Genomic DNA, 23,682 nt, shown 5'->3' with positions numbered 1-23,682 from the left:
GGGTAAATTTTACCTTGCATATCGTTAAAAGCCGCACAATTGGGAATAATGAACCGTACTAAAATCGCCGCCATTTTAACTTGCTTTAACCGCAAAAAGAAAACATTAGCTTGCTTAGAGTCTCTTTTTAAGCAGGCACTTCCAGCCGATGTTGATATTGTAGCCTATCTAGTCGATGATGCCAGTACCGACGGCACCAGCGAGGCAGTTCGTCAAATCTATCCTCAAGTCAATATTTTTTCCGGCGACGGAAACCTATTTTGGAACGGGGGAATGCGTAGGGCTTTCAGCGAAGCCATGAAAGATGATCCAGACTATTACCTATGGTTAAATGATGACACTCTTATTTATCCAGAAACCGTAAGTATCTTGCTAGAAACCACTCAAAAAATATCAGAAAAAGGAGAAACGAAAGCAATCGTTGGTGGTTCTACCTGCGATCCAGAAACGGGTAAAACAACATACGGCGGTGTTGTGCGAAATAACCCTTTGCACCCCTTCCGATATGGTGTCCTAGAACCAACAAAAGAGCCTCAGCTCTGCGATACTATGCACGGCAACTGCGTATTAATTCCCCGCAATGTTGTGCAAATGGTCGGCAACCTCGATCCGGCTTTTGTCCATTATATTGGCGATTGGGATTATGGTTTACGAGCCAGACAGAAAGGATGTACAGTTTGGATTGCTCCTGGCTATTTAGGTACTTGTTCCCTCAACCCCCAGGTTACTAAAACCGCTGCTGATAATTTAAGCGAAGGATTGGATAAAATGAGCCAACCGAAAGGTTTATCTTTCAAAGATACTACCCTGCAACCGGCTCAAGAGTGGAAAGTATTTACTCAGCGACATGGTGGGTGGTTGTGGCCAATTTATTGGCTGCTACCTTATCGTAGGTTAGTTTTGCTTTCAGTGTTGAGTAAACTGGGATTGGCTAAAAACAAAACTCAAGGTGAATAGGATGGTTGATAGAAATGAAATCCGCATTGCTTGGCTTGTCCCGGAAGTGGAACTGGGAGCTTACTGGCAGCCTGTTTTGATGGAATTTACGAAAATTTTTAAGCATACTGTATTTTATACGGGTCGTGTTTGGCCGGGGTTCGATCCGAGCCTGCCGGGCGCATCGGCAATTCAGTTGGTAGGGGAGACTAAATTTGTCGAGACGGAAAAGATAGAAACAGGATACGATCGCGGATTCATTGTAGTATCGCCTCGTATTATCGGCTATTTGCTAAATTTTAGACCTCATGTGGTCTTTCCCCAAGCTTTCTCTTTGTGGACTGTAATTGTTGCGTTTTTAAAACCGCTACTAAGGTGGAAAATTGCCATTATTTACGATGGTAGTTCCCCAAATACAGACTTTCGAGATTCCAGTTTTAGGACATTTGTGCGCCGCATCCTTGTCCGGTTTGCCGATGCTTTTGTTGCCAATAGCAATGCGGGTAAAAAATATCTGATGGAAGTTCTCAAGGTACCGGAGGATAAAATTTTTACCAGAACCTATCTCGTACCTGATGCGCGAGCTTTGCTGAAACGATTGGATCAAACTCAGCCACCGAACGTGCAGTTAAAACGCCCGATTTTTCTGTATGTAGGGCGGATCACGGCGAGAAAGGGAATTAAAACGCTTTTAGAAGCTTGCGCTATTCTTAAAAATCAAGGTTATGTTGATTATTCGCTGTTGATTGTTGGCAAGGGAGATCAGCGGGAAGAACTAGAAGCTTTTATTAAAGAGCGCGGTTTTGAAGAGCAAGTAACGTGGGCTGGATGGGTGGAATACGGAAATTTGGGTGCTTATTTTCAGCAAGCTGATATTTTTGTGTTTCCTACTTTTGAGGATGTCTGGGGTATGGTTGTACCGGAAGCGATGGTGTTCGGAAAACCAGTGTTGTGTTCACATGGTGCAGCTTCCTATGAGTTAATTATGTCAGGTGATAACGGTTATATTTTTGATCCTAGCAGTGCTCAAGAGTTAGCGGATAAAATGCAAACTTTTCTAGATGATCCTGATTTGATTGAGTCGATGGGAGAGCGTTCACAACAGATAATTTCTCAAAAAACGCCAGAAACAGCAGCTAAAGCTTACGTCGAAGTTACATCTTTTTTGATGGACAATAGGTGAAAGAAGTTCGGCAACGGATTTTTTAAATGATTTAACGGAGGGATGGAAGAGGGAAGAGGGAAAAATTACCAATTACCAATTAGCAATTACCACTTAGCCATGAAAGTTTTATTATCTGCGTTTGCTTGCGAACCGAATCTCGGCTCCGAAGAGGGGGTAGGATGGAATACTGTTATCCAATCTGCTAAACATCACGAAAGTTGGGTATTTACTCGAACGTTTTGTCGATCGTACATTGAAGCAGAACTAGAGCGCAACCCAGTGCCCAACCTGCACTTTGTTTATTTCGATCCTTTTGGGTGGAGCGAAGATTGGAAGGGGAAACAAGGATTGCTCCAACTTCACTACTATCTGTGGCAAATCTGGGCTTATTTTATCGCTCGGAAGCTCGATCGCGAAATTGGTTTTGACATCGTACATCACGTAACTTATGTCAAACATTGGTCTCCCAGTTTCTTGGCGCTGTTGCCACATCCTTTTATTTGGGGGCCTGTGGGGGGTGCAGAAGCAGCACCAAAGGCTTTTTGGCAAGATTTTAGCCGCCGGGGCAAAATTTACGAAACGCTGCGGGCATTGGCTCAAAGCGTAGGAGAACGCGATCCGTTTGTGGGGCTGACGGCGCGTCGCAGTGCTGTGGCGCTGGCAACTACGGAAGAAACCGCTGCCAGACTGCGATTTCTCAAAGCAAAAAACGTGAAGATTTTCTCGCAAGTTGGTTTATCGCAGCAGGAAATTCAAGAACTAGAGAAATTTCCTACCCCGCCGGAGCAACCAATTAGATTCATCAGTGTCGGTCGTCTCTTACACTGGAAAGGGGTGCACTTAGGACTCCGTGCATTTGCGGAGGCGAATCTGGAACAATCGGAATACTGGATTGTCGGAGACGGCCCGGAAAGGCAGCGCTTGGAAACTTTGGTAAGAGAATTGGGACTGGCAAATAAAGTATTTTTTTGGGGAACTTTATCTCGCACTGCAACTCTTTCTAAAATGGGGGAGTCTCACGTTCTCCTCCATCCGAGTTTGCATGACTCTGGAGGTTTTGTGTGTACGGAAATGATGGGTGTTGGCCGTCCGACGATTTGTTTGGATTTGGGCGGACCTGCTACTCAAGTGACGGAGCAAACGGGAATTAAAGTGGCTGCTACCGATCCCGATCGCACTGTGCAGGGTCTAGCAGAAGCTATAGTGTGTTTAGCCAAAGATCGTGAATTGCGATCGCGCTTGGGTCGATCGGGTCAAACGCGCGTCAGGGAAATCTATGATTGGGATGTTAAAGGTCTATTCTTCGCCCAATTGTGCGAAGATGTATTCGATGGAAAATCAGGATAACTTCTGATTTGTTCGATCGGGCAAAACAAAGAAAACTATATTTTTTCAGGCGGTGAAACGTGGGCGTTGCAATCATTACTGGCTCGGCGGGTTTAATTGGATCTGAGGCGTGTAAGTTCTTTGCCAAACAAGGCTTAGATATAGTTGGAATCGACAATAATATGCGCCAGTTCTTTTTTGGTGCTGATGGTTCTACAAACTGGAACCGCCAACTTCTCGAAAAGTCTTTGGGTACCAAGTATTATCACTTAGATGTGGACATTCGCGACTATGAAGCGATTACCAATATCTTTCAGCGGTACGGCGAGTCAATCGAATTAGTAATTCACACAGCAGCCCAGCCCAGCCATGATTGGGCTTCCCGTGCTCCGAAAATAGACTTTACCGTCAATGCCAACGGCACTCTCAATCTTCTAGAAGTAACTCGTCTGTACTGTCCCAAAGCTGTTTTTATTTTCACTTCTACAAACAAAGTATACGGCGATACGCCTAACAGTTTGCCTTTAATTGAATTAGAACACAGGTGGGAAATTGAACCCGGGCATACTTACGAAGGCGGCATTCGGGAAGATATGTCAATAGATCAGTGCTTGCACAGTTTGTTTGGTGCTTCTAAGGTAGCTGCTGACGTTTTAGTTCAAGAATACGGTCGATATTTTAATATGAACACCGCTTGTTTTCGCGGCGGCTGTTTGACGGGTCCAAATCACTCAGGAGCTCAATTGCACGGTTTCCTCGCATACTTGATGAAGTGTGCTGTCACGGGAACTCCTTACACTGTGTTTGGCTACAAAGGCAAGCAAGTCCGCGATAACATTCACAGCGCGGATTTAATTTCGGCATTTTATGAATTTTATAAAGCTCCCAGAAGTGCCCAAGTTTATAATACAGGAGGAGGCAGGTACAGCAATTGTTCGATGTTAGAAGCTATCCAAATGTGCGAGGCAATTGCGGAACGCAAGTTTAATTGGACTTATGCTGAAGGGAATCGAATTGGCGATCACATTTGGTGGATTAGCGATAATTCAAAATTTTCCAGTCACTATCCCAACTGGAAAATGAGATATGACGTTAAACAAATCTTACAGGAGATTTATGAATGTAACCGCGAGCGTTGGCTGAAAGAGGATTCCAATGATTGAGCGGGGCAAACAGAATGTGCTGGGAATTTAGGTAAACGATTGAAGAATACAAAGTTAAACAAATCTTAGGGGAGATTTATGGCTGTAACCGCGAGCGTTGGCTTAAAGAGGTGTTCCATGATTGATAAAGGGAAAAAGAATGTACTCGGCATATTAGTAAATGCCGTTAATTATGAAGCGGCTGTTAGCAAAATTATTGCGGCAGCCAGCGCCGGAAAACCAATGTCAGTTTCTGCTCTCGCGGTTCACGGGGTAATGACTGGGGTTCTCGACAGCACTCATCGTTATCGGATTAATCACATTGACTTAGTATTGCCAGACGGACAGCCGGTCAGGTGGGCGTTAAATTGGTTATACCATACGGAATTGCCCGATAGAGTTTGCGGGCCGAATGCGATGTTACAAATCTGCGAACGTGCGGCAGAAGAAGGATTACCTATCTATTTGTACGGCTCTCAAGCTTCTGTACTCGAGGCTTTATGTTCCAATCTCTGCCAGCGTTTTCCCAAGTTAATTATTGCTGGAACTCAGCCTTCTAAATTTAGGCAAGTTTCGCCCCAAGAGAAGCAAGAAATTGCACAGCAAATTCGCAACAGCGGTGCAGCAATTACTTTTGTCGGTTTGGGGTGTCCGCGACAAGAAGTCTGGGCTTACGAATACCGGGATGACTTATCAATGCCGCTGATTGCTGTAGGTGCTGCTTACGATTTTCATGCTGGTAATTTGGCTAAATCTCCTGAGTTTTTATCTAAGATAGGTTTGGAATGGCTGTTTCGGATGATCAAAGAACCTCGGCGCCTTTGGCAGCGGTATGTTTTTTTGAATCCGCTTTATATCTGGTTGTTTTTGCTACAAGCTTTGAAAATCAAAAAGTTCGACCCCACAGACGCGACGCCGCCTGTAGAAGAAGTATTATATGGTTGAAATTTAAAAGTTTCTTGTGCATTATGGGTGCTCACAAGAAAAAAGCAAACACATCGTAACTAATCGTTTTGAGGTGCAACTGCGATCGCATATTCAAGAAAACTTATATCAAATCCGGTGGCATAGGAATTATAGTGGGATATCTTAAACTCGCTACCCAAATCGCGAGCTTAAGATATCCCACTGACACGATCCAAATATATTATGCCGATGCAACCGCAAACAATATTACGCCAGAAAGCAATTTTTGCATTATCTATGCAGTAAGCTGCGGACTGCACACCTTACAAACAAAGTTGATGGGTCAGTCTCGATCGAGTCAGGTGGATTGCTGGGTCAATAGTCGCATTTGGTGTGACTGTACTCCTGGCATGGGCGACGATCTCAGGAGATAGCCAAAGTATGGCGAGTGTGCAACCAAACTTGATAATCAAACCAAAAATTTATTGCCCTTACCTCGATCGAGCTATGGTTTTTGGGCCACAATCCGGATAGAATCGTACTTGTTTTCATCAGCAGCAAAAATTGTTTTCAGCAGTAGCTTCCAAGCTTGGACTTTACTGTTTTCTTTGGACTTTACTATCTGATGAGGTGCCATTGAATCGAACAGACGGAAAATTTTTCTTTCATCATCGATCCAAGTGTTATCGAATTGGCGATAGTAGCCATTAAATTGGGTAGAAATTATCTCAAATCCTACTTGTTGACAGATAGCGTGAAAGCTCTGCGGTGTGAAGAAATACAAATGCCTTGGTACATCTAGATGCATCCATGTAATCCCTGATGATTTCAGCCCAATACAAGAGTTATTTGGTACTTCCATTACCAATTTGCCACCATCCACGAGTAACTGCATGGCATTGCGGAGTGCAAGTAAAGGATCTCTGGTATGTTCGAGTACATGGTTCATCACAATTATGTCGTACTGTCTAGACCGGACTTCCGGGGGCAAAGATTCTGCAGTACCATAAAATACATTAAGGCCTCGCTGCTGCTGGGCCAAAACCAAAGCTTGTCGATCGGGTTCTACGCCCCACACTTTGTGACCATCTGCTTGCAGTTCTTGCAGCAGATGTCCGTTGGCGCAACCAATTTCTAAGATCGAGGAGGAAGCAGTCCCGAACTGTTGCTTCCACCATTTACTTGTGACATCTACTCCGCGATCGAAACGCCAAGCTAGATGGGTACGCAATTTATCGCAGAAAGAAATAGAAGAGGCAGATACAAAGCCTGTAAAGTCTATATGATGAGTATAATACTCATCGATGTCGTAGAAGCTGGCGATTTTGTTGAGTTCGGGTAGAGGATGAATGCATCCAAGTTGTGACTTTTCGCACCAGTACAATTGAAATGACTCTTTATTTCTAGGTCTGCGCCAATCACCGGGTATAAATAGCCACGGTTTCATACTCTGTCCCGATATCGGACAGGTGAGGGTAGGGCTTAAGCACTGTTGATTTTGCTGCATTTTAGTTTGCCTTACTTAGGTAATGGACTTACTAATAACCAATTATGTTATATCGATCCGGGAGATTATGTGTGAGTGATAATTGGGGGATGCTAAACACAGCAGATGAATACCTAAAACTTATGAATTTTTAGGAATAAAATTGCTAAGGTGGGGTTTTCAGGTAACATCCAATTTAAGCTAACGCATTTAACTTAACTCTATCAGTTTTTATAAAAAAATACACCTTCTACTAGCTGGGTGTGACTAAGTTTGTATGTTGTCAATAATTAAGCACTAATTCAAGGATATATTAAGTTATCAACATGGTAGGTCTCTAGGCGATGATACTAATAAAAGCAGTTGTGCATATATGTAAATAATGAAGCCGTTGATTTAACAAGATTTCAACTCAAACCACTGTTACTTTTGCCAGTTCCCGTGGAAAGGAAAATGAGTTGGTTGCTCAATGGTTTAGGGTTGCTATGGGATCTGGTAGTTGGTCAGAAAATGTAGCCCGTTGAGATTTGAAAACCTATGGAAGAAGTGCGATCGCCCAGTCGAGTTTGATGCTATTAAGTTTGAAAAAAACATCTAATTCTAATGGCGATCGCTCACCTCAAGCATTGCGTTTACGATACCTCCAATTTCCGTGACTACCTTAATGAAGCCTGTCTCAATCATAGGCAGAAGATTCTTAAGGCAGTTGACTGTACGCCAAAACCATATCTGGAGCATCACTTACTTGACTTTCGGTGACTTGATTAGGCAGCGTTGAATAGGCAATAGCCTGCATATGTTTTATGCGCGCTTGAAAAGTCTTCTCAAATGTGTGCTGTTGAGCAAACTTCAGGGACTTTAATGACATTGATGTAATTTCTTCCCGGTTGTGGCTAAGTTCTGCAATTTTCTTCGCCATCTGTTTAGGCTGATTCATTGGCACAACCCATCCTGCCTCCGACATTTCTGCAATTCCCTGGAATGCTTCGTTAGCATACCCAACAATCGGCACGCCAGCAGCCATAGTTTCTATGTAAGTACAAGAAGGATCGCCCTGCCGGTGACAGCAAACAAACAAATCAATATTGTTCTTAACAAAGGGGAAAAAATCTGTTTTAAAGTCAGGCACTCCGAGCATTTTCACGCAATCATTAAGTTGATTTGCATCTATTTGCTGGTGCATCATCTCTTCTAAGTCACCAATACCACTGATGAACATTTCAAATTTCACATTCAGTTGTTTGAGCTCTCTAGCGACCTCAAGTAAATGATCGGCCCCTTTCATCTTAATTAGGCGACCTGAGAATACTAGCCGGAGAGGCATATCTTGAGAGCGGTTTTCAGTGCGTCGTTCAATGTCAGCTTCTGTTGCTAACATATCCTCTCTAATCCGCGTGTCCAAGAACAACTGTGGGTTGCGATTGAGATGCTTGTATTCTTGGTATGTAGGGGTGCCGTTGCACTGCAATCCCTCTGCCATTGCGATCGCCTTGCGCTGCTTATATTCCTGGCTGTAAGTCCAGATCATTCTCCGCAAGCGGATCAGGGGATTTTTCGTACTCACATTCACGATCTGTTTGCGAGTTTTCAGACTGTATTCGGAAACGTAAATACACGGTACTCCCGCTATTTTACACACTTGACTGATATGGTTCTGTCTGTATTCCGGGGCTGCCAATACCAGCGCACTCTGATGCTGATGTAGTAAAGCTGGGGTGATTTGATCAAAAGAAATTATTTCCAGTTTGAATGGCAATTCATTAAGTTTGAATATTTTTGCATCCATCTGGTCGTTGTCTTCTTTCGTTTCTTCCATTATCACAGTAATTGAACCAGACCAATACGTGGCTAACTCACCAACTGCTTCTATCAATTTGCGGGTCAGTAAAACTTCGCTGTTTGGCAAAAACTTTGCTTTTAGTGGCTGTACGATTGTCAGATTGTTGTTAGTAAGCATAAGTGAGGTAGGTCCTGATTTTAAGTTTTTACTGATGCGGTAGTGAATCTTTGCTGTACTTGGCAAGGGTTGTTGATCGATCTATATAACAGACATCTACCTAATTTAAATTTCGCCGCCTGATACAAGCAACATTTCAGACTCTGTTTGGGAGATATCTAATACTTAAGATGGAGGCAGCAACTGGATTAGACCTTTATTATTTCAGGTAAGGTCTGTTTGATATGTCGCCATCATCTGCGATCTACGTATAACTGTCAATAACCTTTTACGAGCTTTACTCAATCTTTATAATTGAGCGGTCAATTATAAAGAAAAGCGCAATTATAGGGTAAATTTGGTTAAAACAAGGGCTGTTACAAGTGTTTATACTTAAATGAAATTATCTAACTGCTTCTAGCTAGCAAGAATGAGCGCGAGTTTCGAGTACGGCGAGGCAAATGCTTTAAGTAAGTCGGCGCGAAAAAACGCCCCTAGGTAAATGAAGGCCAAGTCTCCAAATGCTCTCTACTGGCTGACTTAAGCCTGTTTACATAGTGTTACATTATGCGGTTTAGTCCCGCCTACCTACTTACTGGCTGACTTAAACCTGTTTACATAGTGTTACATTATGCGGTTTAATCCCGCTTACCTACTTAAACCATAAACTTATAATAAATTTATTAAAACTTTACATAAATAGATATGTTGTAAAATAATAATATTTCTTTACAATTAGCAATGGAAACCAGAAGGAATAAAAAAAAGAAATTTTACCCTTCTGTCTTCGCTAATGCGAAGCCTTGATGCTGAACTTTTCTTTAATAAACCGGATATAAAGGTGTTTGAAAGCCGACTTCACCACGCGGGGCATACCGAAGTCGATCGCCATCATGGTTTCGGGCAACTTCCAATCCAAAACCTTGAGAGTTTCCGGCTGCAAAAGCGGAAAATCAAGATCCTCTAAATTCGAGCAAAGTCCCAATCTCATCGCCGCAGCTACAGTGGGAACCGCCGCCGGATCGGCATTAATAATATCAACTAAAGTTCTGTCCAAAGCAAACACATCATCAGAGGCCGCCAAAATTCCCAAAAACTTAGGTTCGCCGCCGCTTGGCCCGTTACCTTCGTGACCGATAATGCCATCCAAAATTGTCAAATTTGGGTTAATTGTCCGGGCAGTTTCTACCAGCATTTCACCGAATCTGGCACTATCTTTACCAGCTTCCATGTGCCACCAAGCCTTCATTTTGCCGGGGACGCAGCCGAACAAATTTTTCACCCCCATTGTCACGGTTAATTGAACGTGAGATTTTAGCTTTGGCAAATTAATAACTACATCCGCTTCCATAGCTTCTTTGCAAATTCGCAGATGGTTGAAATCTTGGCTGACAGTTTCGTAGCGTTTTCCTTGAAACTCAACTACTGGCAAATTCAGTTCTTCCAACAGCGGCAAATAACCGTTGGCTTTGGCTACACCCATTGCGCTGCCAAAAGCTGGACTATCACCTAAAAACGGTTTTCCTCCCGCTTCAATCACCATTTTAGCGACGCAGTAAACCAATTCCGGGCGGGTGACACATTCTTTTGTAGGGCGAGAACCGGTGAGGAGATTTGGTTTGAGTAAAACCCGATCGCCCGATTTGACAAAAGCCGAAATTCCGCCCAAGGGTGCCAGCAAACTTTCTAAAGAGGTTTGCAAGATTTGGCGATCGTATGAATTGGCACGAATTAAACTAACAGCAGACATAATTATGAATTAATTGGTAATTGGTTATCTATCGGGAATAATCTCAATGTAATGCAGACACGGAACACCCTAAGCAGGGTGATCTGCGCGTGCGTTACCAAGAATAATCTCAATACAAATGAACCCTAAGTATTCATCGGCAATCTACCAACAGCAGCCCGCTGCATGGTACTAACTCGCAGCGCGTTAGAGAATATTCCTTGGCCTTGCAGGTCGGGAATCGCGGGTTTTACTTCTACTTTTACCACCCTGGCTGTGCAGATAAAAACCGTTTGATCGGCTAAATGGAAAGTTAACCAAGGTTGACTCAACAAAGTCAGCACTTCCTCTTGGAATTCTTGTGCAGGCATCGGAATAGTAAACGTTTCTGCGTGACCTTCCACATAATGAAATGTCACTTGAGTTGTGTTCTCTTTATCTTGAGTTAATTTTGCAAAAGAACCTGCGCGCATAAATTTTGCCCCCAAACTTTAGACTATAAAAAAAATCAGAATTAAATCTAAAAAAATTGAATTCTGAATTGTTTAACTTTAACCTGTGACAGGGCTTAGGCAGAAATTAGAAGGCAGAAGGCACAATAAAATCGAGTTCAGCCTTCTAGTTTCTAGCTGATACCTGTGAGATCCTAAACGTTAGCAGAAGATGTTGGCATCGCACTCATTTTCTCTAAATCTAGAACTTTTGCCAAGTCTTCTGCACTCATTAAACCCCGTTCTAGCACAATTTGCCGCAAAGATTTGCCTGTTTCTAGAGATTCTTTGGCGACGGCGGCGGCGTTGAGATAGCCGATGTGAGTGTTGAGGGCGGTAACGAGGGCGAGACTACCTTCAGCATAAGCGAGACATCGATCGCCCTTAGCTTCAATTTTGGCGAGGCATTGTGCAGTCAAAGCGCTGATGGTATTGCCCAAAATTTCGATGCTGTGAATGAGATTGTAGGCAATCAAGGGCATCATCACGTTCAATTCTAATTGTCCCGCTTGGGCGGCCAGGGCGATCGCGCTATCGTAACCCATAACTTGAAAACACACCATCGATGTCATTTCTGCCATCACAGGATTGTATTTTCCCGGCATAATTGACGAACCCGGTTGCACGGGAGGCAGTTGAATTTCTTTCAAACCCGTTTTCGGCCCGGAGTCCATTAAACGCAAGTCATGGGAGATTTTAACGCAATCCTGAGCGAGATTTCGCAGTGCACCGGACACATTTACAAACGGCGCCATACTCTGCATAGCCGCCATTAAATGCCTTGCTGGTTTCAGGGGTTGGTCGATTAATTCTGAGAGAATTTCAGCAACTTTTTGACAGTATTCAGGATGAGTATTTAAGCCTGTTCCTGCCGCACTTCCCCCCAATCCCAGGGATGTCAAATCATCGGATGCCCTGTCAATTCTCAATGTATGTTCTCTGAGAATTTGGGCCCAAGCGCCGAAGGTATCGCCGAGTCGAACCGGTACGGCATCTTGCATATGAGTGCGGCCGGATTTAACAATATCTTTGAATTCTTCGGCTTTGTTTTCTAGGGCAACTACGGCCTCCGACAAAGCCGGAAACAGAGTCTTTTCTAACGCCAACAATCCGCCGATCCGAATCGCAGTCGGAATCACATCATTGGTCGATTGACCGTAGTTTACATGATCGTTAGGACTGACGCGCTTGTAGTTGCCTTTTTCCTCGCCCATAATTTCTAAAGCGCGATTTGAAAGAACTTCATTAACATTCATGTGGTGAGAAGTTCCAGCCCCAGCTTGGTAGACATCAACTACAAATTGGTCGCGCAATTTGCCCGCTAGGATTTCATCTGCTGCTTGCACAATTGCTTGACTGATGTCTTGGGGAATGCAGCCGAGTTCGCCATTAGCGATCGCTGTTGCTTTTTTAATTAAAACACAAGCATCAACGTATGTTGATAAAGGCTTAATGCCGCTGATAGGAAAATTTTCCACTGCGCGCAGGGTTTGGATGCCGTAGTAGACATTAGATGGGATTTGTTTGTCTCCCATCGAGTCGCTTTCAGTGCGATAGGTTGCGGTTGGGTTTTGAGTCATATCGTCTGGTTTGTGATAATTAGGAATTGTGCAAATAGAACTTACGCACAGTTGGTCAGGAACCGGGTTTCTTGTCGGTAAATATGTTTGAAAGCGTAGTCTTTTGTCAAGAAACCAGGTTTCTGAAGGTTTTTGTGTGTCGTGGAATGGCATTTTTTTTAGTAACACGGCTGACGGGCGATCTTACTTTTCTGGGCCCGCAGGCAACTTTACAGTAATGCGTAAGTCCCGATCGTACAAAATTATCTCACATCTTAGGCTTCAATCTAAAATTTTAAATTTCCAATCGATTGACAGTTTGCCAAATCTAAAATTAGTCGAGCGACAAGGGACATCGCACGCAGACAAGGCGAGTCAGCTATAATCATACAAGTAAATCCATTTCACAAGAGTGTTAGACTCTCATGAACAAACAAGCAAAAACTTTCAAACACCCGATAAATATTTTGATAATCGGCTTAAGCACCTTGGCAATTATTCCTGCTTCAGTCAAAGCTGTATCCCGCAATATTCCCGCCACCAACAGCCCGGAAAAACCGGCGATTTTAATGAGTCAGCGCCAGCAGGAGATTCAGTTTAAGCGCGGTGCTAGTTCAGCGGAAGTAAAAGGAGGAGTAGCGCGCGGCGAAGTCATGATTTATCTGATTAACGCCAAAGAAGGTCAAACCATGAATGTTGAGATCCAATCAGTTGAGGGAAATGCTGTTTTTAAGGTTGTCGATCCCAATACAAACGCCGTAGTTGAAGGGGAAAAAAGTTGGTCTGGAGAATTGCCCCAGACGGGAAAATATCAGATAGTTGTTGGTACAGAACGAGGAGGCGCTAGTTACACTCTATCAGTTTCGATCGACTAATTGTATGGTGCGTCGCCACGAGATATTGAAGATCCTTTGAGATTGTTGGTAGCGACGCACTCTACGTTCTAGAGTAGTTGTGTAATTACGATTTTTTTCTATCGCCTACTTCTGTACTTGATTAGATAAAAATCGAGTGTGTTTAACAATAAATATTAAACCATAATCGGGAAACTTGTAACAAAAATTCAAGTTACAAAATTCGGAAAGTTGTTATATTTGGTAGCACAAACAATTTTGCAGCAGGCGAATTGCCAAAAATTATGCCGCGTTACCAAACCCTAGATGATGTTCCTACCCTCCAAGAGGCACTCGAAGGAATAGTTGTTGAAGATTTAAAAAAGCTGTATGCACTGTTGTCGGGCGATCGTAAATTAACCCGCAAAGCTGACCTGGTTGCTGGGATTAAACAGCAAATGCAGGGAGAAAAACTCAAGCAAGTTTGGGCGCAATTAGACGATTTGCAAAAAGCGGCAGTAGCGGAAGTTATACATGGGTCAGGTGATGGCTATGATGCCGATGTATTTATGGCGAAATACGGACAACAACCAAACTGGGGAACAAGCGATCGCTATGGATACAACCGAGAACCATCCCTACTATGCTTGTTCTTCTACGGCACTGCGATACCCTACGATCTGGAAGAAAAATTGCTGAAGTTTGTGCCAAAACCTCAAGGAAATTCCTTAAATGTAGTTGGCGATGTACTGCCAGATAATTTTATAGTTCGTGTAGAAAAACATAACTTTCGTACATCTAAAAGAGAGGTATCCGAGTACGAACTTCCTTTGACTATTTGTGAAATGGAACGGGCAGCCCCAAAGGATTTGGAAGCTGTTTTGCGTCTGATTCAGTCGGGCAAAGTTGCCGTTAGTGAAAAAACCGCATTACCTGGTGCCGCAACTCTAAAAGCGATCGCCGCCGTATTGCAAGGGGGTGATTTTTATAACGACGAACAGCGCCAAGCTACCGTGGAAAAGGGCGATATATTCTACGAGGTTGGTAACATCAAATCCTTTGCTTGGGCCCCGATCGCCCAAGGGAGCAAATTCGCCGAACTATCGGGCAAAAAGCTAGTTTTGACCAAAGCGGGACAGAAAGCTTTGCAAGAATCACCTGCCAAAGGATTACAGACAGCATGGAAGCGCTGGTTAAAAACAAACACTTTTGATGAATTTCGCCGCATTGATGCGATTAAAGGACAAACGGGCAAGGGCGCGCGCGGCATGACAGCGGTGGCGGGGCGGAGAGAGGCGATCACCTCAAGCCTAGCAGAATGTCCTGTCGGTAAATGGATTCTGTTTAGCGAATTTAGCAGGTATATGTTGGCAACTGGGAATCGGTTTGAAGTAACGCGCGATCCCGACAATCTCTCTATTTCTGAATTTGGGTACGGTAACTTAGGATATTCCGGCAGTCACGATTGGCATATTCTGCAAGAAAGATATATGTGCTGCCTGTTGTTTGAGTATGTTGCTACCCTGGGAATAATTGATGTTGCCTATGCCGATCCGTCACTCGTACCCAGCGATGTTGACGATTTTTGGGGTACGGACGATTTGAGATTTCTCAGCCGCTACGACGGCTTAATATCTTTTCGCCTGACAGCTTTGGGGGCTTACTGTTTGGGATTGACTCAGAATTACACCCCGCCAGCAATTGAGTTCCGTCCAACACTCCGCGTACTGCCCAATTTAGATATTGTTGTAGCAGGAGAAGGCATTGCGACATCAGATGCGATCGTCCTCGATCTCTATGCTAAAAAAGTTTCAGATGTCGTCTGGCAACTCGATCGACAAAAGCTATTTACCGCCCTTGAAGCCGGATACCAGCTAGCAGAATTTAAAGAAGTTTTAGAGACCAGAAGTATCGAACCGCTACCCGAAACCGTACAGCAATTTCTGACGGATGTTACAGAACGATCGAATAGTTTGCAAGATGCAGGAACTGTCAAGTTAATCGAATGTAAAAACGCCCATTTAGCTGTGTTGATTGCCAATGATTCCCGTACTAAAAAATTCTGTCAGCTAGCGGGCGATCGCACTTTGGCGGTTCCATTGTCCCAGGAAACAAAATTTCGCAACGCCCTGCGGCAAATCGGCTACGTCTTACCCCAGCGGGATAAATAGTACACCTGATACTATTAGTGTCAAAAATCACCCGACAACCTTTTTATCTTTCGTTTCTAGCTGAGTCCCGATCCCCCTAAATCCCCCTTAAAAAGGGGGACTTTGAGTATTTGTAGGGTGCGTCCCTGGCGATAAATCCTAAAAAAAAGATCGACAATCTCAATCGCGACGCACCTTATAACATGGACTGGAGCAAATAAACCAAACTTTTCTGTTCTAACAAACTTATTCCGTCTTCCTTCTTCCTTCTTCCCTCTTCCGTCTTCCTTCTTCCCTCTTCCTTCTTCTTATGAATTATGTTCCCGAAAATGCTTTAATCGTGCAAAGCGATCGATCTATCTTACTAGAAGTTCACGCCCCCACAGCACAACAGGCGCGAGAAGCGATCGCCCCCTTTGCCGAATTAATCAAAAGTCCCGAACACATCCACACCTATCGCATCACGCCCCTCAGCGTGTGGAATGCGCGGGCGGCGGGAATGCCAGTGGAAGAGGCGATCGCAGCTTTGCGAAAGTATGCCAAGTATCCCATTCCTGAGTCCGTAGCGCAGGAAATTGAACTGTTGGGGGCGCGGTATGGATTAACTGTAATTGAAAGAATCGATGCGGCTAGCCCCGATTTACAACTGCGAATTGCCGATTTGCCCCTAGCGGAATTGCTGGTACGGGACGATCGCGTCAAACCAATGTTGGGCAAGCGCATCTCCGATCTTTGCTTTCAAGTCGATGCCGGGAATCGCGGCGTACTCAAGCAAGCTTTACTAGCGGTGGGCTATCCGGCAGAAGATTTGGCTGGATATGTCGAGGGTGCCGAATTAGGGATTTCTTTGCGCGATCGTACTTTAGCGGACTTGCCCTTTAAGTTGCGTGCTTATCAACAAGAAGCTGCAGAGGCATTCTATCAGGACGGGGAGGTAAAAGGTGGAAGTGGCACGATCGTCCTACCGTGCGGGGCTGGTAAAACCATAGTCGGGATGTTAGCGATGAGTTTGGTAAAGCAAAAGACACTCATCCTCACCAGCAGTTTGACTTCTGTGCACCAGTGGCGCAGGGAAATATTAGACAAAACGAGTTTAACTGAGGATGCGATCGCTGAGTACAGCAGTGTCACCAAACAGACGGCTGCTGTCACCCTATCGACTTACCAAATGCTAAGTTATCGATCGAATAAAGATGATGAATTCCCGCATTTCGAGTTGTTTAACGCCCAATCGTGGGGACTGATTATTTATGATGAAGTCCATCTATTACCTGCACCGATATTTCGGATCACTGCTGAATTACAAGCACGACGCAGATTAGGTTTAACTGCGACATTGATTCGCGAAGACGGGAAAGAAGGCGATGTATTCACGTTGATTGGGCCCAAGCGCTATGACGTACCTTGGCGCGAATTGGAAGGACAGGGATTTATTGCCACTGCGAATTGTACGGAAATCCGCGTCGCCCAAAATGAGGCCCAAAAAATGGAATATGCCCTAGCGCCCCGCCGCAGCCAGTTTCGGATTGCTGCGGAAAATCCGGGTAAGTTGGATGTGGTGCAAAGTTTGTTGCAAAAGGAGGCGGGACACCGGATTTTAATTATTGGTGAGTATCTCGAACAGTTGGATGCGATCGCCAAAATTACCGACTTGCCTCTGATTACGGGAAAGACAAAACAGGCCGAGCGCGATCGGTTATACGAAGCATTCCGTCACAAAGAAATTCCCGGATTAATTCTATCTCGCGTGGGCAATTTTGCCGTCGATTTACCCGATGCCGATGTTTTAATTCAAGTATCGGGAAAGTATGGTTCTCGCCAAGAAGAAGCGCAGCGCCTCGGACGAATTCTCCGCCCCAAAGCCGACGGGCACAATGCCAGCTTTTATACATTAGTATCGCTACAAACTTGCGAGGAAGATTTTGCCCGACACCGCCAACTCTTCCTCACCGAACAGGGCTACAACTATCGCATAGAAGTTCAAAAAGATAAAAGACAAAAAGACGGCGCACGATCGGCATCACCATCGAACGAGATGGTAAATTAATTTTGGCAACTCCCCCAGAAGTGCCAATAGAAATATTAGAAAAAGTTGTCAACGATAAGCGTTTATGGATTTACAGCAAACTGATCGAGAAAGAATCCCTCAATCCTCCCACTGCTGCTAAAGAATATGTATCAGGCGAAGGATTTTACTATCTGGGACGCAGGTATTGCCTCAAACTGGTGGATGGAGTCAAGGGAAAGCCACCCTTGAGATTCTATCAAAGTCACTTTGAATTGCAGCGGGAAGCCCAGAAGCAGGGGAGAGAAGCGTTTATTAGATGGTATTGCGATCGCCTTTCCTCGATTTTAGATACACAAATTGCTGCTGTTGTCTCACGCCTCGAAGCTTCTCCCCGTTCGGTGCAAGTGCGAGATTTAGGCTATCGCTGGGATTCCTGCGGGCACAAGGGAGATTTATATTTTCAGTGGCGAGTGGCGATGCTACCGCCAACCATGATAGAGTATGTGGTGGCTCACGAGTGGGTGCATTTGATTGAATCGAACCATAATCATGCGTTCTCGATAGGGTCGAGCAAATTGTGAGTGATTGGTGCGATCGTAAGCAGTGGTTAGCCCAGAATGGGGCAAGTTATGATCTTTAGGGATGGGTGAGACGTGGGTGCGAGCGCTTTCATAATTGGGCTGTAGAAACTTGGAAACTCTCGCTATACCTTTATTCACCTGTGATATCAAATCCGTTTGATGGCACACACAATAGAAATGCTCCAGCTAACGCCCATCTTGGATTATCCGATTTTGATAGTGCTGCCTATTAACCGAATTTGATATGAGACATTACTGGAGGGTGAGACAAGTTTGAATCGAAGTAAATACTGGACGCTAGCATAATTGAAAAGTTATGATTCAACTGAAAATATCATCTTCTAGGAACCCATTCAAATAGATGCCTACAGATACTAATAGTTCAGAAAAAAATAGTGCACATCTAGAAATAATTCAAGGGTTAAAAGTTCAACCCGAATACTTGTTTATATTTGGAATCCTTTTAGTTTTTGCAACAGGATCGGTTTTAGTTGGAATAACTTCAAGCAGCCCAAGCGTTCAATTACTTACATTTGCAGTATTCTTTATCTCTTTGACGGCTTCAATAACTGTTATATGGCTTGTTATAAGCAGTAAAAAAGATATTCGTCAACTTAGATTAACTGAAGAAATATTGAGATTGAATGAAAAAGTTGATCGTCTTTCAAATGAAATTGAATCCGCTTGCAAATTAATTAATATAGTGCATTATGGCTCACTGATATTTCCTCCTGAGCAGATATACAGTATTTGGAAAAAATTGATGTATGACTTAGATAATAAGTTCTATGCTTTTAGCTATATTAATCCAGAAGAATGGACACAAGAATATGCTAGAAGATTGCTGTCTCCACTCAAAAGCAAAATTGATACTGACCAGGCTGATGTAAATCGGATATTTGTAATTGATGAATTGAGTGAATTGCAAAAATTAAGTGAAGTCATTGAATATCATCGCAGGTATGGAATAAATGTTTCATATGTTGAGGCTAAGCAACTGCATGAATCACTTCCTCCGATTTGTGAAAAACCTCTTAATTTCGGGTTCATACTTATTGATGATATGCGTTTAGCTATATTCCGCCTTGACGAGAATCGTAAACTCAAGCAGATTGAAGTTGTTTCGGATAGAGAAATATTTAAAAAATATCAAAAGATTTATGAGCGTACTCGATATATAGCAAAACCTTTACATTCTTCAACTTCAGGAATTTAATTTCATAGCATCCCACCGTCTAACAACGCCGCTGCACCGGAACGAATTTAAGTTGTTGTTAGGAGGGAGCATCCCAATTTTGCAACTGGCTCCAAAAATTAACGGCAGAATGAGTCTTTCAGAGAGTGGTAGGAATGTTTTTGCACATTTGGGATGCTCCCAAAAAGATGTTTAGTCGGCGTTGCATCATAGACCTCTGACAATATGACTGCTAACCCCAAAGGAGGATAGATTTGGCTAGAACAACTCTATCTCACCCGAGAACAAGAAATTTAGAAAACACGTCCTGCGGTTGTGAGTAGTGCGGAAATGTTTAGTTCTATCCCCATTCGGATTATAATTCCTGTGGCTATATTGCTACCTAAATTTTAAAGTCGCCCTTTCATGATTCTGATTCAGCTAACTGAAGAAAATTGTTTAGACGCAGACTCAGCAAGGAAGGTTTTGCAAGTTCTGAGTGTAACTACTGAGCGATTTGTCAGATGTATCGGAAAAGTTTATGAAACGGTTGTGCAAGAATTAGTAATCGGCTTAATTATCTGTGTTGATTATGGTCCATAAAATCAGGAATTTCGATCGCCCGAATTAGCTTTCTGAACATAAAACACACCAGACGCTACTCAGTAGGTTGGGTTGCACTGGATTCAGGCCAACAGTCGCAAACCATCATCTAGTGGCGTTTCCTCCCTCAACCCAAACCTACCAAACCTACCCAACTATCAGCCGACTTCCCGCATCAAAATTTACTATCCCGCAGGATGTTGATTTATTCCCACCGATCTGATTTCTTTGTGACACAATAGATTCTAGTATCGATCTATGTGAGGATTGTTTATGGCTCGTTTTAATCAAATCCTTGTCCTTAGCGCCATCAGCCTTATAGCTTTGGCTGGTTGCGACAGCGCTAAAGAAGCTTCCACTCCGCAAACTTCATCCGCCCCGGTTCCTGCTGCTACTGCTGTTAAAACTGAGAAAGCAGCATCCCAGGGAAACTATGCAGAATTGAGTGGCGTGGTTTCCAGTACCAAAGCAGCAGTTCAGGCTGGAAACTTTGCCAAAGCCAAAACCGAATTTGACAAATTTGAGAATGCCTGGAAGAAAGTAGAAGACGGTATCAAAGCTAAAGCTCCTAAAAGCTACGATGCAGTTGAGGATACCACAGAAAAAGTGATGACTGCGCTCAAAAAGTCTCAGCCAAGTAAAGACCAAGTGCTGACTCAATTGCAGTCGCTGGAAAAGACGATCAGTAGCATTCCTAAGTCCTAAATTTCAGTGGTGAGTGCTTGATTCTAAAGTCTCAGACGCAGAAACCGAGTTTTTTAACCCCGGTAATTGGTTCAAACCTTGAATAAAAGTTAAAATATCCGGTTTCTGTGCGTCGGAGTGAGTAAGTCCTGTGAGAGTTATGCGATCGCAATTACTCAGAAACAAGCACTCAACGCTCGCTCCTTATATAACCTCAGTATTCCAAAATTTTCAACCACTATGAAGAGAGCATTTCGCAAGTACCACCGCATTCTAGGCCTTATTGTTGCTTTGCCGATCGCGCTGACTGTGTTGACTGGAATGGTGATCACAATTGTCCGAGAGTGGCCGCTGGGTATAGAAATTTCATCGAGATTTTTATTGAAAATTCATACAGGTGAAATATTTCACCTGCAAGCTATTTACCCGATTTTGAACGGCTTGGGAATGATTGGCTTGTTAGTGACTGGTTTAAGTATGTCTGGTTTGTTTGGAAGAAGAAAGCAGCCAACTTCCAAAGATTCACACTAAAAAAGTAGTGACTCCCGCTAACAAAGCTGAAGGGAAAAAATAATGATACAAAGCATGAATATCGAATAAACCCTATTAGAAAATCTGCGGCTGCTTCCGACTGAAGAACAACAGGAAGTGGTCAATTTCGTGCAATTTCTCTTGTACAAAGCCCAACAGACAAAGCAGTTACCGAAGGCAAGTTATGAGTAGAGTATTTCGCCAACAGTAGTTATGAGTCAAACATTTAATTTTTCAAAATAGCCTAATTCTGTACTTTTTTCCGTTCCATTGTATTGAGTAGTTGCGAGATATTCTGGTTGAGAATCGCATACCCCTGTGCGTTCAAGTGTAGTTCATCTGCTCTATATTTCGGCAATATCATGCCCTGACTATCGCCAAGAATAGGGAATGTATCAAACACTATAATTTTATCTCCAGCTAAGGTCGCAATGTAGGCATTGACTTCTTTAATTGCCCGACTGATGTCATCAGACCAAAAAGGCTTGCGCTGGAGTGGCACTTCTCCTACTGGGAAAATAGTAGTCACGATTACTACTGCACCCAAATTCCTAGATTCTTCGACAATTCGCTTAATATTTGCTTGACAATTGGCAACGATCGCATTTCTGCGTTCAGGAAACAAGGGAATGGTTTTCAGATCGTTAACACCAACTTGGATGATGACTATATTTGGTTTTAAGGAACTCACATGATAGGCAAATCTCTCGATAGCCTGAACTGAGGTTTGAGAACTAATTCCCCGGTTGATGAACTCATATTCACTGATATTAGGCGATGTCCAACTAGCTGCTCTAGAGTCACCAAAGAAAACCACACGAGTTGGATTGGTATTAGTAAGTTGCTGGAGATTTGTAGGATAGTTGTTTAATCCCAGAGGATCTAAACGAGTTTGATTAAGCTCTAAATAAAACTGTTTAGCTCGACGGAAAAGAAGAATATTTATAAAAATTGAACTTCCCAGCACTACTAATAGAAGAGCGGTTAACAAAATACTATGTTTGCTCAATATCATATTTTATTGATGTTTGTGGTTTGGGCGTAAGTTTTGCCGATCGCCTCGTAAACTGCGATCCTGCCTCATCAATGCTTGGCTGTAAATTTATTATACCGATCGCCCTTCACCCTCCCCAGCCCATGCCCAACCACAATACTTAATAAAAACTTTACAAAACTTACCCGATCGCCCAACATGGGTTAGAGTTATCCTATAAAATCCAGCAATCCTGCAAAGCGTCAACCTTCTCGTCACTTATCCAGTGGTTCGATGACTCAAACCCAAAGCACTAAGACCGCCACCACACCAGCAATTTATTCCTTGACAATTGCTCCCGCCTGTGTATTGCGAGGTCGATCGGCCATCGCACAAGCCGGAGATGCGATCGGCCGTTTCGGAAAGCGGCCGCTAATCGTCGGCGGCAGCAACTCCCTCGCCGCCGCCCAACCCTACCTGCAACCAATCCTCGAACAGCAGCAGTTACAATCCGCTGAAACAGCATACGGCAAGGATTGCAGCGAAACCAGCCTCGAAACCCTCCGCGCAGCAGCCCAAACCCATGAAGCCGATTTCATCATCGGTGTAGGCGGTGGCAAAGCCTTAGACGCAGCAAAACTCGTCGCTTATCAGTGCAAAATCCCGATCGTCACAATACCCACATCAGCAGCCACCTGTGCCGCTTGGACAGCCCTTTCTAACATTTATTCAGAACAAGGTGCATTCCAATACGATGTCACATTAGCTAGATGTCCCGACTTATTAATACTCGACTACGGCTTAATTCAAACCGCACCGCAGCGGACATTAGTAGCAGGAATTGGAGATGCGATCGCGAAATGGTACGAAGCATCAGTCAGCAGCGGACACTCCGAACAAACCCTGATAATTTCTGCTGTTCAACAAGCTAGAATACTGCGCGATATTTTATTCCAAAAATCAGCCGCCGCCCTCAAAGAACCCGGTAGCGAAACCTGGCAAGAAGTCACAGATGCCGCCGTATTGCTAGCAGGAGTAATCGGCGGAATCGGCGGCGCCCAATGTCGCACCGTCGCCGCCCACGCCGTCCATAACGGCCTAACTCATCTATTAGCAAGTCACGGCACATTGCACGGCGAAAAAGTCGCCTACGGCATTTTAGTACAACTGCGACTAGAAGAAATGCTGCAAAACAATCAACTCGCCGCTAGCGCCAGACAGCAACTGCTAAAATTCTACGCCGAGATTGGATTACCCCAAACTTTAGACAACCTCGGACTCGGAGACATTACCATAGCAGAATTGCAGCGCGCCGCCGACATAGCCTGCAATCCTAATTCCGACATTCACCGACTGCCTTTTAAAGTTGTTCCCCAACAATTAATGGCAGCGATGGTTTCTACCACCGCACCTGTGGGAGAATTAAAGATTAAGAATTAAAACAGTTTGTAGTAAGGACTAAAGTCCTG

20 protein-coding genes are annotated in these 23,682 nt (G+C 43.8%); 14 read left to right on the top strand and 6 right to left on the bottom strand.

Translation table 11 applies throughout. From position 1 onward, the window contains the following. Positions 1–48: 48 nt before the first annotated feature. The 5 genes from QUA45_RS05535 (at position 49) to QUA45_RS05515 (ending at position 5,514) form a co-directional block, all read left to right on the top strand. Entirely contained in the window at positions 49–957 is a 909-nt protein-coding gene (locus QUA45_RS05535; RefSeq protein ID WP_333219865.1) for a glycosyltransferase family 2 protein, read from the top strand. A 1-nt stretch (position 958) separates the two neighbouring features. Further along, a complete protein-coding gene (locus tag QUA45_RS05530; protein ID WP_333097639.1) occupies positions 959–2,119 on the top strand; it encodes a glycosyltransferase family 4 protein in 1,161 nt (386 codons plus the stop codon). 42 nt (positions 2,120–2,161) lie between these two features. Continuing rightward, positions 2,162–3,448 (top strand): glycosyltransferase, encoded by a 1,287-nt coding sequence (locus QUA45_RS05525; protein WP_333219863.1) that lies wholly within the window; start codon positions 2,162–2,164, stop codon positions 3,446–3,448. Between the two features lie 59 nt (positions 3,449–3,507). Next, positions 3,508–4,590 (top strand): NAD-dependent epimerase/dehydratase family protein, encoded by a 1,083-nt coding sequence (locus tag QUA45_RS05520; RefSeq protein WP_333097636.1) that lies wholly within the window; start codon positions 3,508–3,510, stop codon positions 4,588–4,590. A 78-nt stretch (positions 4,591–4,668) separates the two neighbouring features. After that, entirely contained in the window at positions 4,669–5,514 is an 846-nt protein-coding gene (locus QUA45_RS05515; protein WP_333097635.1) for a WecB/TagA/CpsF family glycosyltransferase, read from the top strand. A 466-nt stretch (positions 5,515–5,980) separates the two neighbouring features. On the opposite strand, the gene QUA45_RS05510 is transcribed toward QUA45_RS05515, so the two are convergent. The 5 genes from QUA45_RS05510 to QUA45_RS05490 form a co-directional block, all read right to left on the bottom strand. Beyond that, a complete protein-coding gene (locus tag QUA45_RS05510) occupies positions 5,981–6,922 on the bottom strand; it encodes a class I SAM-dependent methyltransferase (RefSeq protein ID WP_333219861.1) in 942 nt (313 codons plus the stop codon). Between the two features lie 736 nt (positions 6,923–7,658). Next, positions 7,659–8,918 carry a glycosyltransferase gene (locus tag QUA45_RS05505; RefSeq protein WP_333097632.1) on the bottom strand — a complete coding sequence of 420 codons (1,260 nt, stop codon included), beginning with the start codon at positions 8,916–8,918 and terminating at the stop codon, positions 7,659–7,661. Between the two features lie 769 nt (positions 8,919–9,687). Beyond that, on the bottom strand, positions 9,688–10,647 hold the full coding sequence (locus tag QUA45_RS05500) for a DUF362 domain-containing protein (RefSeq protein WP_333097630.1): 960 nt from the start codon (positions 10,645–10,647) through the stop codon (positions 9,688–9,690). Between the two features lie 125 nt (positions 10,648–10,772). Continuing rightward, positions 10,773–11,099 carry a hypothetical protein gene (locus QUA45_RS05495; protein ID WP_333097628.1) on the bottom strand — a complete coding sequence of 109 codons (327 nt, stop codon included), beginning with the start codon at positions 11,097–11,099 and terminating at the stop codon, positions 10,773–10,775. A gap of 173 nt (positions 11,100–11,272) precedes the next feature. Further along, a complete protein-coding gene (locus QUA45_RS05490) occupies positions 11,273–12,697 on the bottom strand; it encodes an aspartate ammonia-lyase (protein ID WP_333097626.1) in 1,425 nt (474 codons plus the stop codon). A gap of 404 nt (positions 12,698–13,101) precedes the next feature. Between QUA45_RS05490 and QUA45_RS05485 the strand changes: the two genes are divergently transcribed. From QUA45_RS05485 to QUA45_RS29090, 8 genes are all read left to right on the top strand, one after another. Next, positions 13,102–13,551 (top strand): hypothetical protein, encoded by a 450-nt coding sequence (locus tag QUA45_RS05485; RefSeq protein WP_333219859.1) that lies wholly within the window; start codon positions 13,102–13,104, stop codon positions 13,549–13,551. A gap of 263 nt (positions 13,552–13,814) precedes the next feature. Further along, positions 13,815–15,680 carry a hypothetical protein gene (locus QUA45_RS05480; protein WP_333219857.1) on the top strand — a complete coding sequence of 622 codons (1,866 nt, stop codon included), beginning with the start codon at positions 13,815–13,817 and terminating at the stop codon, positions 15,678–15,680. A gap of 289 nt (positions 15,681–15,969) precedes the next feature. Next, a complete protein-coding gene (locus tag QUA45_RS05475) occupies positions 15,970–17,706 on the top strand; it encodes a DNA repair helicase XPB (protein ID WP_333219855.1) in 1,737 nt (578 codons plus the stop codon). A gap of 2 nt (positions 17,707–17,708) precedes the next feature. Continuing rightward, positions 17,709–18,248, top strand: a complete 540-nt coding sequence (locus QUA45_RS05470; RefSeq protein WP_333097619.1) for a SprT family zinc-dependent metalloprotease — start codon at positions 17,709–17,711, stop codon at positions 18,246–18,248. A 361-nt stretch (positions 18,249–18,609) separates the two neighbouring features. Then, positions 18,610–19,464 carry a hypothetical protein gene (locus QUA45_RS05465; protein ID WP_333097617.1) on the top strand — a complete coding sequence of 285 codons (855 nt, stop codon included), beginning with the start codon at positions 18,610–18,612 and terminating at the stop codon, positions 19,462–19,464. 834 nt (positions 19,465–20,298) lie between these two features. After that, positions 20,299–20,730 carry a hypothetical protein gene (locus QUA45_RS05460; protein ID WP_333219853.1) on the top strand — a complete coding sequence of 144 codons (432 nt, stop codon included), beginning with the start codon at positions 20,299–20,301 and terminating at the stop codon, positions 20,728–20,730. 219 nt (positions 20,731–20,949) lie between these two features. Further along, positions 20,950–21,240, top strand: a complete 291-nt coding sequence (locus QUA45_RS05455) for a peptidase (protein WP_333097614.1) — start codon at positions 20,950–20,952, stop codon at positions 21,238–21,240. Between the two features lie 84 nt (positions 21,241–21,324). Continuing rightward, complete coding sequence (locus QUA45_RS29090) at positions 21,325–21,432, top strand: hypothetical protein (protein WP_445304952.1); 108 nt, start codon at positions 21,325–21,327, stop codon at positions 21,430–21,432. A gap of 52 nt (positions 21,433–21,484) precedes the next feature. Here the strand turns inward: QUA45_RS29090 and QUA45_RS05450 are convergent, their stop codons facing one another. Beyond that, the gene (locus QUA45_RS05450; RefSeq protein WP_333219851.1) at positions 21,485–22,231 is read right to left on the bottom strand and encodes an SGNH/GDSL hydrolase family protein; all 747 of its coding nucleotides are present in this window, start codon (positions 22,229–22,231) and stop codon (positions 21,485–21,487) included. 276 nt (positions 22,232–22,507) lie between these two features. On the opposite strand from QUA45_RS05450, the gene QUA45_RS05445 reads away from it, so the two are divergent. Beyond that, positions 22,508–23,653 carry an iron-containing alcohol dehydrogenase family protein gene (locus QUA45_RS05445; protein ID WP_333219849.1) on the top strand — a complete coding sequence of 382 codons (1,146 nt, stop codon included), beginning with the start codon at positions 22,508–22,510 and terminating at the stop codon, positions 23,651–23,653. Positions 23,654–23,682 lie beyond the last annotated feature (29 nt).

Origin of the sequence: Microcoleus sp. Pol12A5 (genome assembly GCF_036701435.1) — a bacterium.
Classification (GTDB): Bacteria; Cyanobacteriota; Cyanobacteriia; order Cyanobacteriales; family Microcoleaceae; genus Microcoleus.
The sequence above is the reverse complement of the archived record's forward strand: the minus strand, read 5'-3'. Positions and strand labels throughout refer to the sequence as shown.